This window comes from Candidatus Phycorickettsia trachydisci (genome assembly GCF_003015145.1).
Taxonomy (GTDB): domain Bacteria; phylum Pseudomonadota; class Alphaproteobacteria; order Rickettsiales; family Rickettsiaceae; genus Phycorickettsia; species Phycorickettsia trachydisci.
Window position 1 is genome coordinate 1,127,968 of record NZ_CP027845.1, and the last position, 15,675, is coordinate 1,143,642.

The following is a 15,675-nucleotide window of genomic DNA, read 5'->3' on the forward strand; positions in this document are numbered from 1 at the left end:
AGAATGACACAATATTAATTTAGATGACATCTATAAAGTTCGCGGCCGCGAACAACCATATAATATGTAATTGCGTATCAATTTATTTTTTTGTCTTGAAATGAGTTTGTTTACTCAAGATTATCGATTTGTTGTATGAGTTTTTGTAATTGGTTTTTTACTTTTTTTCTTGCTTCTATTGATAAATTTTTCAAACCAACATTTTGTATTTTAATTTCTCCTTCTGAAGACATGATCCGTAATATAGAGAAATTTTTATGTTTACGATTAGGTACTCCTACTAACGAGTTTATTTTTTCAATATCACCTTTTTCGTAGGCTTTCGATATATCTCTTAATTTTTCTCTTGAAGATATATTTTTTTCTATTAAATGCAGTTTTATATCTTCTGGAATATTTGAGAGTTTTATATATTCTGATACGGTACTTTTAGCAACAGAAATGGCTTGAGCTAACCTTTCCTGATTCTCGAAAATTTTTTCTTCAATTAATTTCCTATAAATAACACCTAGCTCAATAGGATGTAAGTCTTTTCTATGAATATTTTCTATTAAAGCAATTGCGTTTGCATCTGTATTCTCTTTTAAAATAATACAAGGTACTTTTGTTAGACCAGCTTGTTTAGCAGCTCTTAATCTTCTTTCTCCACTAACAACTTCGTAATTTCCTTCCAGATTTTTTATAATGGATAAAGGTTGTCTAACACCATATTCTCTAATTGAATCAGCAAGTTTGGAGATTTCATCATCATTAAAATTCCTTCTAGCTTGATTTTTAAAAGGGTGTAATTGGTCAGTATTAATAAAATAATACTCACCTACCGCTTGTTCCAAGCCTATACTAGCTCTTGTTGAGGAATTGGATACTGGTTTTACAATGTTTTCTAGCTCTTTGGATAAAGGCTTATATCTTATCTTTCTAGTCATTAGTTTTAGTTAAGGTATATTGATTTAAATAATAGTGTATCAATTCTACAACATCTTCTAAAGCTATAGAATTTTTCTTAGCAAATAACGCCAAAGGTTTTCCTAGCTTTGCAGAAATATTTATATCCTCACTTTTTCTAATAGCAAAGTCCTTTTTTATATATTCGCTATAAAAATCTCTTAAAGCCGTCATCGCTTCAGCTGAACTGGAAGCTCTATCCTCATATTTATTAGGTATGATACTAAGCTCTTTAGGTTGTGTTTTCATATGCACAAAAAACTTTTCTAAATCTTCTAAAAGGAGCTTTAATCCATTTAAGCTATATGGCTGTGTTTCACATACAACGTTAATTACGTCTGAAAACATGACGACATTTCTATTTAACAAGCTAATAGTTGGGTTTGTATCAACAAATATAAAGTCATATTTTTTTTCTATGTCTGCAAAGTATGAAGATAACCTTTGGGATTTGTTTTCTAATTTAGCAAGGTCGTCTTCAAGCCTGGTTAATGATAGATTTGAAGGTATACAGTCATATCCTTTAAATATAGTTTTTTTTACATCGTCAAAAGAGGCTCCATCTGTCAGGATATCGTATAATGTTAAGTAATTATCATAATGAGAGAATCCAAAAGAAGTAGATAGATGAGATTGTGGATCTGCATCAATAACTAGCACATTGTAACCCATTAAAGCTATATGAGATGATACTTGAAAACATAAACTAGTTTTTCCTACACCTCCTTTAAAGTTATAAAATACAAATTTCTTTTTTAAGATTTTTTGACCATCTATACTAGTAACATTACGAATTATTTCTCTGCTTGTTTCTATAGAAAATTTTTGATTTTTAGATCCAGACTTATCAAACGGACGTAAATTATGGGCTGTAATGTACCTACTAATCGTAGTAGGGCTGACATTACTTAATACAGCCATGGTTCTTTGATTCAAACCATCTTTATCTTGCTCTATCATTATTTACCATTGCAATTATTAAGTTAATTTTCACTATAATACATTTCATGTATAACATACTGTAACATAGGGTCCAGCGGGACAAAGGAACGAAACGCGCAATAGGATTTCTGTTATATCTTGAGAGAGTAGCAGGAAAGAAGGTATCGTATTACCTACCAAATTTAGTCAAAAAACATGCCGTAACTTCGGTAAATGAATCATTTTCTAGTTTTACGCATATTTTTATTGCACTGCTATGTTTTCTTATGATTTAGGAATAAAACCTCTCTTAGCCTATTAAAATAAGCTTAAAAACTTATATTGAAGCCTTCATTGCGATTTTAGTCTAATAACCTTGTAATTATTTTAGTCTATTGCGCGTTTCGTTCCTTTGTCCCGCTGGACCCAAAATTCCATCTTGTAACAGCCCCATCATAGTCTCATCTGGAAGTGGAAAATCTACCTTGCTTCATATCGCGGATCTTCTTGATGATGCAGATAGCGGCACTGTACTGATTGCTAACAATCCTAAACTAAGCAAAAGGTCATCTGTGTGTGTAGAGCATTTTTAGGACAAGGTGTCCCTTTATACACACAGATGGCCGAGTAACACGAATTAAGATAGGATGGATTAGAGTCTATAGATAGTAATAAAACTTAGCAAAGTGGTTTTTTAAATGCTATAATATGACGAATAACAAAACGCTTAATGCTTTAGTAGGTTTAATAAATAAATTAATTAAAAAACACTAAAATGAATAACATTCCTGAGGATCTAATTGAGGCAGTAAAAAATAAGCGAGTACAGAGAGCTATTGAATTAATAAGGAAGATAGATGATGTTGTTCAGTTAAAAGATGAGCAAAATCAAAATGCTTTACACTTAGCTGTAGAGTATAATTGTTTGGAGGTAATAAAGGTCTTAGTGCAAGAATTGGGTATAGGCATAGAAGAGGGAAATATACGAGGTAGCACTCCTCTACACTTTGCTGCGGGCAAAGGCCATCTTGAAGTAGTAAAATACCTAGTAAGCCAGAAAGCTAATATTGAGTCTATGACTCAAGATAGCGCTACGCCTCTATATCTTGCTGCCCAAAAAGGTCACCTTGAAGTAGTAAGATATCTAGTAGATGAAAAAGCTAATATTGAGGCTACGGCTCAAAAAGAATCAACTCCCCTATATATTGCTGCAGCACAAGGTCATTTAGAGGTATTAAAGTTCCTTTTGACTCAAAAAGCTAATATTGAGGCTAGGACTCAAAATGGTTTTACTCCCTTACATGCTGCTGCGGGCACAGGCCGCCTTGAAGTAGTAAAATACCTAGTAGGAGAGAAAGCTAATATTAAGGCTACGGCGCAAAATGGCACTACTCCCTTACATGCTGCTGCACAAAATGGTCACCTTGAAGTAGTAAAATACCTAGTAGAGCAGAAAGCTGATATTGAGCCTACGGCTCAAGATGGCTTTACCCCTCTACACTTTGCTGCGGGCAAAGGCCATCTTGAAGTAGTAAAATACTTAGTAGGCGAGAAAGCTAATATTGAGGCTACGGCTCAAGGTGGCCTGAGCCCTCTACATATTGCTGCACAAAATGGTCACCTTGAAGTAGTAAAATACCTAGTAGGAGAGAAAGCTAATATTAAGGCTATGACTCAAGATGGCTTTACCCCTCTACACTTTGCTGCGGGCAAAGGCCATCTTGAAGTAGTAAAATACTTAGTAGGCGAGAAAGCTAATATTGAGGCTACGGTTCAATATGGCTACACCCCTCTATATATTACTGCAGTAGAAGGTCACCTTGAAGTAGTAAGATACCTAGTAAGTCAGAAAGCTAATATTGAGGTTATGAATCAAAATGGCGCTACTCCTCTATATGCTAGTGCCCAACAAGGTCACCTTGAAGTAGTAAAATACCTAGTAGAGCAGAAAGCTAATATTGAGGCTACGGCTCAAAATGGCACTACTCCTCTATATGCTGGTGCACAAAATGGTCACCTTGAAGTAGTAAAATACCTAGTAGACCAGAAAGCTAATATTGAGGCTACGGCTCAAGGTGGCCTGAGCCCTCTACATATTGCTGCACAAAATGGTCACCTTGGAGTAGTAAAATACCTAGTAGGCGAGAAAGCTAATATTGAGGCTATGACTCAAGATGGCTTTACCCCTCTACACTTTGCTGGGAGCAAAGGCCATCTTGAAGTAGTAAAATACCTAGTAGACCAGAAAGCTAATATTGAGGCTACGGCTCAAAATGGCGCTACTCCTCTATATCTTACTGCAGAACAGGGTCACCTTGAAATAATAAAATACCTAGTAGACCAGAAAGCTAATATTGAGGTTATGAATCAAAATGGCGCTACTTCTCTATATCTTGCCGCCCAAAACGGTCATTTAGAGGTATTAAAGTTCCTTTTGACTCAAAAAGCTAATATTGAGACTAGAACTCAAGATGGCGCTACTCCCTTACATGCTGCTGCGGACTCAGGTTACCTTGAAGTAGTAAAATACCTAGTAGGCCAGAAAGCTGATATTGAGCTTACGGCTCAAGATGGCTTTACCCCCCTACACTTTGCTGCACAAAATGGTCACCTTGAAGTAGTAAGATACCTAGTAGGCCAGAAAGCTAATATTGAGGCTACGGCTCAAGATGGCTACACCCCTCTATATCTTATTGCAGAACGAGGTCACCTTGAAGTAATAAAATACCTAATAGGCCAGAAAGCTAATATTGAGGTGAGGACTAAAGATGGCTTGAGCCCTCTACATATTGCAGCCCATAGAGGTTACCTTGAAGTAGTAAAATACCTAGTAAGCCAGAAAGCTAATATTGAGGCGAGGACTAAAGATGGCGCTACTCCTCTACATTTAGCAGCTCGAGCAGGTTGTAGTAATATAGTTAAAATCTTAGTTCGAAGGGGAGCTGATGTTGATGCTGAAGATATACATTCAGAAACTCCTATATATCGAACTGTAAAAAACCATAGAGATATAGTTGAAATCTTAGCTGAGCGAGGTGCAAATATAAATATCAAAAAGATTAATCCAAATAGCTTAGAAGAAAAAACTTTACTTGAGGAAACAATTGAAATACAGAACTTTAATGCAGCTAAATCAATTATTTCTGCTGGAGCTAAAATTACTCCTGATGCTTTCTATGGTTTATCTATTTATGACATCTTTGGAGTTTCTGCTAATCCTTTTCAAAATCTATGCTTAATCATGGGCTTGTTACGTATATCTTTTGAATTGTCAAATTTTGACAAAGCTACTAAAAATATAGCTCAGTTAAAAGAATATATGTCTGATAATATGGACGATATCTTAAAATGTGTAAAAGAGAGGATTGGAAATCATATCATACTAAATAAAGATAAGTATAAAACTATCAACATAGACAAATACTCATCAGAAAAATATAGTGATCACAAATTACTTACCAAAGTGATTGAGTATTTAAATGAATTGAAGGATTACGTAAAAGGTAAGAAAGAACTAGAGCAAATCTTATATGGTCGTGGAGAATATCACAAATTAACCGATCAAGATTTATTTAATCAAATAGCTAAAGCAGCAGAAATTACATCTCCTTTCCAATATTTTAAGCATAAATCTGATTTAGCGACCAAGGAAAATATGGTTCAAGATGATAAGCTAGTTGATGGACCAATATCGAATATATTATCTTTTTTAAATATAGGAAATATTGCTGACTTATTTGAAGCTGCTCCAAAAATTGCTGATTTATATCCTCCGCAAAAAAATCCTTTCGCTATATTTACTAAAGAAGCATTATTGGTAGGTTGTAAGAACAGTAATATAATAAATCAGGTGGAAGTAGATTCTACATTTACTGAAGAAAACGATAATGTACCTGAGATGTATGCTACAGGAGAAGCTATTTTGCCAAATGTTGGAATAGGTTATTAAATGTAATTCTAGGGGGTTTATTTCAAGATGATGCTTTTCATGGTGCTACCTTGGTTACTCGTGACAAAAAGATCTTATCTTGGGCAGAACAAAAAGATACGAGAATAATGCGAGCTCAGTTATAGGCCTAACAGCCTGATACGTGAGAAAATCACCACAACGCATTATACGAATAAAAAACATATTGATAAATAGCTTCTATATCTGTACTAGGTGTAGCGGCTCGATTTCATAATGAGCGCGTTTCGTTCCTTTGTCCCGCTGGACCCAAGTATGGATTAAAACTTTCCAAGCAGTATTCGTAATTTCTGAAAACAAAATTTGTTGTTTTTTATAAATAATATACTTTTTAATTTTATAATTTTGGTCAATTTTATAAAAAAGAAGCATTTTGCGAATATCTTCTTCCGACCAAATATACTTGTGATTCAATCCCATATAGTTTAGCATTTGACTGTAAAACGCGTCCATGATAAAATTTAAAATGTATTTAAATATCATGTGATGCGTTTAAAAATTAGCAAATTTTATACATTATACACATTTTTTACAGAATTATCGTGTCTGACTCAAACATTTAAAATACAGCTTAAAATGTCTTCTCTAGAAACATTACCTATAAGAAAAACTGCAAGAGTTGTCTTAATTAATGACGCAAATCAATGCTTATTAATCAAAATTAAGTCTAACAATCCCTTGGAGCAAAATAAACTTCTCAAAGAAGGAATGTGGATTACTCCGGGAGGTAAAATAGAAGAAGGTGAATTACAAGAAGAAGCCGCTAGAAGAGAATTATATGAAGAAACTGGAATAGACCAAAAAGTGGGTCCTTTAATATGGTTTGGAAAGCATGTCGTAAACTGGGGCGGGACCCAAACTCTACTTGAAGAATCATTTTTTCTTGCCAAAACCTTATCAAGAGAAATTAATACAGTTAATCTTGAAGAAGGGGAACAAGAAGTATATAAAGAAACCAAATGGTGGTCTTTAGAAGAAATTCACTCTACTTCTGAATATATTGTTCCAGGAGGATTAATTTTACATATTAACGACGTTATTGAAAATAAGATTGAAAAGATTCCGATCGAAATAGATATGTCTGTTTTAAAAAAAAGCTTAATGGATAGATCTTTTCAAGAGTCATGCATCACAACAGAGCTTCAAAATACTGAACCAAATGTTGAGACTGAAGTAGAAGAGGTTAAACTAAGCTCTTTGGAGACTAACGAACCAAGTTCTTAAAAGTGAGTATCGCAAACAGTTTTAAATGACAGTAGCTTATTTTGCAATTCCTTTAACATGTTATCATTTACCACTTCTATAAATTTAACATTTGGATATTTTGCTCTAAGTACCTTAATTTTTGTTGCTACCTTTTTTTCGAAAGACCATACATACCCTAGTAAACTTAAAGTAATTTTTTCATCACAACCTTCAGCCCGATCATTAATGGTGACATCCTTATTAAAAAACCTTTTAAATACTCTTATATAAGATATAGGTTTAGGATAATTAAAATATAAAACTAGATCTGCTTTACTGTAACGTATTTCCAGAAATTCCGTAGCATTACCATCTATAACCCAAGCTTCCTTTCCTACTATATTTTGAAGTATTCCTAAAAATTCTTCTACTGGACGTGCTACCCAGTTAGACTGAAAGAAATATTTATCAAGATGATATACTGGAAGGTTTAAAATTTGAGATAGATACACTGCGAAGGTAGATTTGCCTGAACCAGGCCTACCAAAAATCATAATTTTACTAGGAACTTTATTTATGTTTATATTTCTTCTCTCTAAAGTTTTATCTGCGTAAAATGAGTAAAAAAAATAGCTATTATTATTGCCGCCAGACGATGTCTTGCTAATGTAAAAATTAGAAAGTTTATTCAATATACTTAACGTAATATTATTTTTTGATATAAAAATAAGCATTATTCCAATAATTATTAACGAATTCAGAATAACCTTAAGTGCAAAAGGTCTTTTATTTTTAATTTGATGATTTTTCATGAAACTCAACTATTAATAAGACTATTGAAATTTTGGAACATGCCCCTCTAATTATTAACTTTAATATAAACTTTATAATAATTTATAATTATGTACTTAGACATAAAAAAATTCTAAAAACTTATTTTTATATTCATGACATAAAATTCTTTTCTAGTCGTTTAATGTTAATATATTATATTTAAGTATTAAAAGTGTTAAGAATGGCTTTTTCTGCGTTTGAGCCATTCATATAGGGTGGCAGGGGAGCATTCAATTAGTTTTGAAATAGCTCTTTTGTTAATGCCTTTGTGCAAGTATTTTAGAATTTCATCACGGTAATTATCAAGCTTTAGGAATTGAGCTTGTCCTTTGGGTCTGCCTAGTTTTATTCCATCTTTTTTACGTTTTGCTAGGGCTTCTTTGGTTCTACAAGAGATGAATTCTCTTTCAATTTGAGCTGCAAGACCCAGGATTGTAGCTGTTATTGTAGCCTGCATTGAGCCATCCATAACTATATGATTTTTTGCTATGTGTACAGAAATTCCCTTTTTTGCAGCCAGTTCAAGTATTTCTAGAACTTGTAATGTGGATCTTCCTAATCTAGAAATTTCTGAGACTGCAATTATATCCCCTCCTTGTGCCTTCTCGATAATATTACCAATTGCCCTTTCTCGCCAGTTGATTTTACCGCTAGATATATCCTCCACAAACTTTAAAGGAGTAATATTATGATTGTTGCAATATTCTAATAAGCCAAGTTTTTGATTTTTTATATCCTGTCCGTCTGACGAAACTCTTAAATAGGCAAAATTAGTCATTTTTTTAAGTGTTTTTTAGCTAAAAGGGTATTCATAATTAAATTATACAACATGCGTTTGTATTTAACTATAATAAATATATGATATGTGTCTAGCATAAATGATCTTTTATATTGGACACTTTTTGTGCTTTTTAAGCTAAAATGGTAATTTTATGGCTAGACTAAAAATTTTATCACAAGATAGTTTAAATAGCCTTTATGAAATACCTAATCTTAATGAAGAAGATAGAAAAAATATTTTTGCACTAGACGAGGCAGATCAAAGTTATTTAGGGCAGCTTAATAGCATACCAGTTAAGGTAAATTATATACTACATTTAGGTTACTTCCGTATTGCTCAGTACTTTTTTACATTTACCTTTCAGAAAGTAAGAGAAGATGTGTGGTTTATTTTAAAAACTTATTTTCCTGGAAGTAAGTTTCCTAAGAAACAGATAGGCAGTCGCCAATACTATGCTAATCGTCAATTTATCTTGAAAAAATATGGAATGATCCTGTATTCTAAAAGCTTTGAAGGAAAATTATCCAAGTATCTAGAACAGGTAGTTAGGCAACATGCTGCACCTCGATATCTATTTGATACAGCTTTGGATTATTGCCATCAACACAAGGTTATAAGACCTTCCTATTTCATATTACAGGAATTAATTTCTGATTCTTTACAGACTGAGAGAAAAAGGTTAAGCCACAAACTCTATAGGCTGATGGACAGTAAGCTACGTCAAGATCTGGATAAATTACTTGCAAAGAAAGATTTGTTTTATCAAATAACGTTAATCAAAAGAGATCAAAAGAATTTTACAACCCATGAGATTAGGTCAAGTGTTGAGAAAAATAGGCTGCTTGTTGATATCTATAAAAAGACTGATCAAATTATAAAATCTTTGGATATCTCAGAGCAAAATGTCAGTTACTACGCAGAACTAGCCTTACAATATTCGGCATATGACCTAAAGGAACTTAAGCGATCTAATTTAATAAGGCTATATCTTTTATGCTACGTCCATCATAGATTTTTGAAAATCAATGACCACTTAATTGCTAGCTTTATCCATAGGTTAAATGAATATGTTAATAACGCTGATGAGTATCAAAAAGAGATGATATATCAAGCCCAAATGTCAGATTGTCATAATCGCAACCTAGCTGCAGATATTTTATCGTTGCATATCAATAAGAAAATAGCCGACCAAGATCTTCGTAAAACAGCCTTTAAGATTGTTGCCAAAAACGACTTTCAGCAATTTATTCAAAAAGTCAGAGCCCTTCACATGAATCCAGATTATTACAGGTGGCAGTATTACAAAAGCCATGCTCATGCTATCAAACAAAATACTAGGCTAGTTTTTAAGGTTTTAGACTTTCAAACCCAGTCTAAAAGCCTTCAAGATGCTATTTCATTTTTAAAAACGCATTTTAGTAGCAACAAACCTTTTAGCGATTATAAATTTGATGAGATACCCATTGAATTTATTCCTTCTAAAATGAAGCGATATATTATTACCAAAAATAAAGAAGCTAAAAATATTAAGACTGTTGATGCTGATTGCTATGAGTTTATGCTGTATATGCATATCGCAAAAGGTATACGCAAAGGTGATGTGACCATTAAAGATAGTCTCACTTACACGTCTCTTGATGATGAACTTATTCCAAAAAGTGAATGGGAAAGTAACAAAGCAAATATCCTGCAAAGTATAAAAAATCAGCTTATCTCAACTGATATTGAGACAATATTAACTCATTTTGAAGCCCTAATAGCTGAAGGCTATAAGACTGTTAACCAGAAAATCAGTAGCGGAAATAGCAAAATCAAGATTAAATACAATGAGAAAGGAGAAGTCTTATCGTGGCGAATGCCTTATCGGAAGCTGGATGATATTCTAAGCAACCCATTTTATGAAAATATGACCTTCACAGACATTGCTCAAATTCTTAAATTTGCTAACCACCATACAAGTTTTATCAAACAATTTACCCATATCCTTCCAATCTACAGTAAAAAAGAGCCAGATCTAGCTTCAATTTCAGCTTGTATAGTAGCTAAAGGTACTGGTAATGACATATACAAGATGAAGGATATATGCGATCTTAAAGAACAAGAACTAACCTCTACTCATAATAATTTTATCCGCCATAGCGCCTTAGTAGAAGCAAGCGATACGATCATAAATAAGGTAGCCAAACTCCCAATATTTGAAAAATATACTTTAACGGATTATGGCATTCATGCTAGTGTTGATGGTCAAAAGCTGGAAACTAGATATAACACTATCCAAGCAAGATACTCTTCAAAATATTATGGTCTTGGAAAAGGTGTTTCAGCCTATACATTATTTGCTAACTGCTTGCCGCTATGCACCAAGGTCATTGGAGCTAATGAACACGAAAGCTATTATCTTTTAGATGTTTTAAAAAGTAATACCAGCAGTGTAGAAATCTCTTCAGTATCAGGAGACATGCACAGTATCAATAGAGTAAATTTTGCCTTACTATACATGTTTGGATATAGGTTTATGCCAAGGTTTACTCATCTTGATCAAAAGGCTAATAGTCTCATGGTCAGTTTTGATGATCCTAATTCAAAACATTACCAAGACTACCTAATTAAGCCTAGTAAAAAAGTAAATAAGGCCTTAATTATTAAGGAAAGGGACAATATTCTGCGCATTTTAGCTACGTTGGCTATCAAGAAAAATACTCAAGCCAATATTGTCCGAAAGCTTTCTTCTTATAAGTCAAATGACACACTAAAGGCTTTAATAAGCCTTGATAAGATTGTCATGACTCTTTATCTTTTAGATTACATAGAAGATGAGGAAATGCGAAAATGCGTTTATCGCTCCTTAAACCGTAGTGAATCATATAATCAGCTCAGGTCAGCTATTGCCAAAGTAAGCGGTAGAAAACTGATTGGTAAGACGGAAATAGAACTTGTGACAAATAACGAATGTTCGAGATTACTTGCCATGTGCATTATCTTCTATAATGCATCAATCTTATCAGGAATATATGAGCATTGCAGAAGCAAAGGTATGCTGAAAGAATGTAAAAATATCATCAGATTGTCACCTGTAGCATGGCAACATATCAGCCTCATAGGCAAATATGAGTTTAAGAAAGAAAACCCTTTACTTGATTTACAAGAGCTTGTTTCACAATCTTTAAATAACTTACAAAACATCCGGTTGAAAGGGCGTCATTGAAACTGCGAAAATTTAAAAAAATCCAAACCCCCTTTCAATTGAGCTATACAGCCGTATAAGGAAGTAAGATTTTAAAATCAATGTGTCCTCTGTAGCCGGCTTAAACACAAAGATTCAGACCTATCGAGAAAATTTTCGTACCTTCCGGCCAACAACCCCAATTTGGTTCCAACGACGCAAAGGTCCAAAAAGTTTCATAGGGTTTTTAAAAGTTAATATAATTGATATATTAAAGTTTGAATCTCCCTCTTATGACAAAACTTAGCTGAATTGATGACAAAGTAGCCTTAACTCTGATCTATCCATAAAACTGGCTCAAAGAGGTATAATAAAAGCGAATGTAGAACCTTTTTTAGGATTATTTTCAGCATATATTTTACCTTTATGAAGTTTAATGATGTGCTGGCATATTGCAAGACCAAGACCTTTGCCACCGGACATATTTTTAGTACGTGAGCTTTGGATGAATGGACCAAAAACATCAAAGAGCTCTTCTTCAGGAATTCCTACCCCTTCATCTATAACTGAACATTTGATACATTTGGTGCTACCTATATTCTCTTTGGACACAACTATTTCTATCATTCCTTTAGGCGTGAATTCAACAGCGTTTTTTAGTAAGTTAATTAATACCTGAGTTATTTTATCTTTGTCGCATCTAACCTTAAGATCTTTAGAGTTACATTTGAAATAAAATTGTATCTCTTTATCATCTAAATAAAGTTTTGCAAATTGATCTATTATTTCATTTATCAGTTCTTGAAAATTAATGGTTTCATACTTTAATTTAACTTTGTCATTAGTAAGTTTGGATAAATCAAGAATATTGTCCATATAGCTTCTAATACGTTCGTAGCCTTTTTTTAAGGCTGCAAGAGATTCTCGTTTTTCTTGATTGCTTGAAGTGTCTAGATTATCTTCTAAATCGTTTATATAAGCTCCAACATGATGTATAGGAGTTCGGATTTCATGATTAACGTTATTGATAAACTCTTGGCGTATGATCATATGCTTCAGAAGTTGCTGGGACATGTGATACAGTTCTTTTGACTGAAGTGATAGTAGTTCTTGATTTTGGATATTCGTTTCTTGATGTGGCTTTAAAAATGCTACTAAGATACTACTGATTAGCAGTAGGCAAAAGACTAAATAAAACTGAATATCTATAATATTTAGATAATTTAAATTCAGAAATGCTTTTACAAACCAAAGGCTTCCAATAAAACCCATTAAAAGCATCAATAAAGCAGCTTGCCAACCGAAAAGAATTAAAATGGCTGTAATGTTAAGGAAAAATATAGCAGTTTGAATTTGTGAGCCATTGCTAACCACAAAAAAGATACCATTCATAAAAATATTTATATAAAAAGTAGCAGTAACCCAGAATATTGCGACAAAGGTATGTTTTTTGAAGGTATTGGGCCAGAGAGGATAAATGAGAAGGTAGCATGCGAAGGTGAAGACACTGATGTAACAGCCTGCTATGATGTTAGTATAAAATAATTCACTAGAACGCATGGATATCATGGTAATTAGGGTCGATATTATTGCAAATAGACCTAAGAAAAAGAATATTTCTACTTTGTTTGGAGTATAAGATTTACAAAAATCTATAAAACTAAAATTTTTGATTCCATACCAGATTTTATGCCAAAACCTTTTCCTACTATCCATAATTGCTCTATAAGTTTTTTGATCTTTAATACCAACCCATCCTCCCTTCTGATTCGTAAGGTAGTGAAAGCCAAAAAGAAATATTACGCTTGCTAATATACCTGGTATAAAGCTGTCTATTGTTGATTCTGCAAAAAATATCCTCAAAAGCAATATGGTAATTAATGATCCTCCCATTGCTGCAAGAACGGATTTTTCAGAGCTTCTAAAGCCAAAAATTGTAAAAATAAAAGGTATGCTAACTATAGGTAAATATAATCCTGCGAAAGAAATGATTAATTCAAATACACTATCTACTCTTAAAGCAAAAAACATGGAAGTAATTCCTACTATAACTGCTGTAAATCTTGCAACAATTAGCTCATTTTGCGCCCATTTAAAACCTAACGGCTTACATACATCATGCGCGAAGATGATGGATACGGAGTTGATCATGGAATCTGCACTGGACATAATCATAGCCATAATACCAATAGCAAGTATGCCTTTAAAACCTTCGATATAAGCATAACGACTAATTATATAACTAACCAAGTTATCTGGATTTAAGTTAGGATTGTAGCTAAAAATAAGTATACCCAATAGAGCAATTATTGATTGTATTAAAAAACAAATCAGTCCAGCATATTTAAAAGCCTTAACTACTTGATTCACATTAGATCCCATAGAAATTCTTTGAAAAATTGGTGGTTCAAGTTCAGGGATCATAAAAAACATAGCTGTTCCGAGCATATGATAAAATTTGATACTTTGAAAATCAAAAGCCTCTTTATAATCAAAAAGAGGGCTAGTACTTAAGGTATTAATGACTATGGTTGCACTACTGTCGCCCAATGCTTGCCATACTATAATCACGATAGTTGGCATTAGACAGCCAAATGTAAAAAATTGGATAATGTCAGTGAAAGTCACTGCTCTAATTCCCCCTAAAGTAGAATAGATGATGACGATTAATCCACTTAAAATTGTTGCGTTTTGACCAGACGTACCAAAAACAAGCTCCAAGATTTTAGCTGATACTTGAAAATTAACTCCTAAATAGCAGATAGATCTTACGAAGCTTAGCGTTACCGTTACAGCTCTAACTCTGGATCCAAATATTTGGCCCATACTTTCAGCGATAGAAAGTTTACCCAAAAATTCACCCATACGTGGGGCAAGAAAATGCCCTATAAAAACTAATACTAAAGAATCTATAGCAAGAGGCATTAAGAAGTAAATTCCTTGTCTATACGTCTCTATTAAAGTATACGAAAATAGACCAGCTCCTATCCAGGTTGCAACCAACGTTGCAACGATTGTTGGCGTTGAAAAATCTCTATTACCAAGTGCATATTCTGAAATATTATGCACTTTAGTACTGCTTATTATTCCTAGAATTAAGCTTAGAACTAAAAAGGATGAAAAAAGAAATAAATCAATACTCATATTTTTAAGCTTTTAAATAGATAATCTTAATTTTACTGTAGTTATCGCTAAGTCCAAAATAATCTTGAAAAATTTATAGATGTTATTGATGTCAAAAACTGAAAATGATCTAATGATAAGGTTACCATAACATAAAAAATAGGGTCTAAATGATGAATACAGATTCTTATATTAAATTTATGGATATAGCCTTTTACCCCTTAACATCGGCACATTTTCCATTGCTACTTAAGTGGCTAGAAAAACCTCATGTAAAGGAATACTGGGATAAAAATATTAGTTGGACTCTTGAATTGGTCAGAGAAAAATATGAGAATCATGTTGCTGGATATAAGATACTTAAACTTAAAGATCAGATCATTAAAAAGCCAATACATGCATTTATAACACATCTTGATGAAACCCCAATTGGATATATCCAGTACTATAATAGACATGATTTTCCATCTGAACATGGTTATGATTTAAGTGAGTTACCACAGTCATGCGGTACTTTCGACTGGTATATTGCTGAAGAAGAATGCATAGGCAAAGGAATAGGTACAAAAATTCTTTCACTTTTTATTCAAAAATACTTTACTAATCAATTTGAATATATATTTGCAGATCCGGGAGTAAAAAATATTCCTGCGATCATGTGTTATAAAAAATTAGGCTTCACAACTTTGAAAGAGGTTAACAACGTCCTCTGGATGATTAAGAAATTAAGCTCTTAGGAAGGTTTGTTGCCCCTAA

At 33.1% G+C, this 15,675-nt stretch carries 9 protein-coding genes and 1 pseudogene; 5 read left to right on the forward strand and 5 right to left on the reverse strand.

The annotated features are described in order from the left end of the window. Positions 1-110 precede the first annotated feature (110 nt). A complete protein-coding gene (locus phytr_RS04945) occupies positions 111-926 on the reverse strand; it encodes a ParB/RepB/Spo0J family partition protein (RefSeq protein ID WP_106874767.1) in 816 nt (271 codons plus the stop codon). Then, positions 919-1,905 carry a ParA family protein gene (locus phytr_RS04950; protein WP_106874768.1) on the reverse strand — a complete coding sequence of 329 codons (987 nt, stop codon included), beginning with the start codon at positions 1,903-1,905 and terminating at the stop codon, positions 919-921. The genes phytr_RS04945 and phytr_RS04950 overlap by 8 nt, the downstream gene beginning before the upstream one ends. A gap of 413 nt (positions 1,906-2,318) precedes the next feature. Here phytr_RS04950 and phytr_RS04955 point away from each other — a divergent pair. The 3 genes and pseudogenes from phytr_RS04955 to phytr_RS04970 all read left to right on the forward strand — a co-directional run. Next, a pseudogene (locus phytr_RS04955) lies at positions 2,319-2,414 on the forward strand (ABC transporter); the annotation flags it as partial. 227 nt (positions 2,415-2,641) lie between these two features. Further along, positions 2,642-5,815 (forward strand): ankyrin repeat domain-containing protein, encoded by a 3,174-nt coding sequence (locus tag phytr_RS04960; protein ID WP_106874769.1) that lies wholly within the window; start codon positions 2,642-2,644, stop codon positions 5,813-5,815. Between the two features lie 594 nt (positions 5,816-6,409). Continuing rightward, complete coding sequence (locus phytr_RS04970; protein ID WP_158706874.1) at positions 6,410-7,057, forward strand: NUDIX hydrolase; 648 nt, start codon at positions 6,410-6,412, stop codon at positions 7,055-7,057. Here the strand turns inward: phytr_RS04970 and phytr_RS04975 are convergent. Together phytr_RS04975 and phytr_RS04980 are read right to left on the reverse strand one after the other, a co-directional pair. Beyond that, on the reverse strand, positions 7,054-7,830 hold the full coding sequence (locus phytr_RS04975; RefSeq protein WP_199843755.1) for a P-loop NTPase family protein: 777 nt from the start codon (positions 7,828-7,830) through the stop codon (positions 7,054-7,056). The two genes, phytr_RS04970 and phytr_RS04975, sit on opposite strands and share 4 nt — an antisense overlap. A 197-nt stretch (positions 7,831-8,027) precedes the next feature. Then, positions 8,028-8,630 (reverse strand): recombinase family protein, encoded by a 603-nt coding sequence (locus tag phytr_RS04980; RefSeq protein ID WP_106874772.1) that lies wholly within the window; start codon positions 8,628-8,630, stop codon positions 8,028-8,030. A gap of 154 nt (positions 8,631-8,784) precedes the next feature. On the opposite strand from phytr_RS04980, the gene phytr_RS04985 reads away from it, so the two are divergent. Next, the gene (locus tag phytr_RS04985; RefSeq protein WP_106874773.1) at positions 8,785-11,838 is read left to right on the forward strand and encodes a Tn3 family transposase; all 3,054 of its coding nucleotides are present in this window, start codon (positions 8,785-8,787) and stop codon (positions 11,836-11,838) included. A gap of 315 nt (positions 11,839-12,153) precedes the next feature. On the opposite strand, the gene phytr_RS04990 is transcribed toward phytr_RS04985, so the two are convergent. Further along, positions 12,154-14,940, reverse strand: coding sequence for a sodium:solute symporter family transporter (locus phytr_RS04990; RefSeq protein WP_106874774.1), 2,787 nt, complete (start codon positions 14,938-14,940; stop codon positions 12,154-12,156). Between the two features lie 149 nt (positions 14,941-15,089). On the opposite strand from phytr_RS04990, the gene phytr_RS04995 reads away from it, so the two are divergent. After that, complete coding sequence (locus phytr_RS04995) at positions 15,090-15,656, forward strand: GNAT family N-acetyltransferase (protein WP_234352485.1); 567 nt, start codon at positions 15,090-15,092, stop codon at positions 15,654-15,656. Positions 15,657-15,675: the final 19 nt, after the last annotated feature.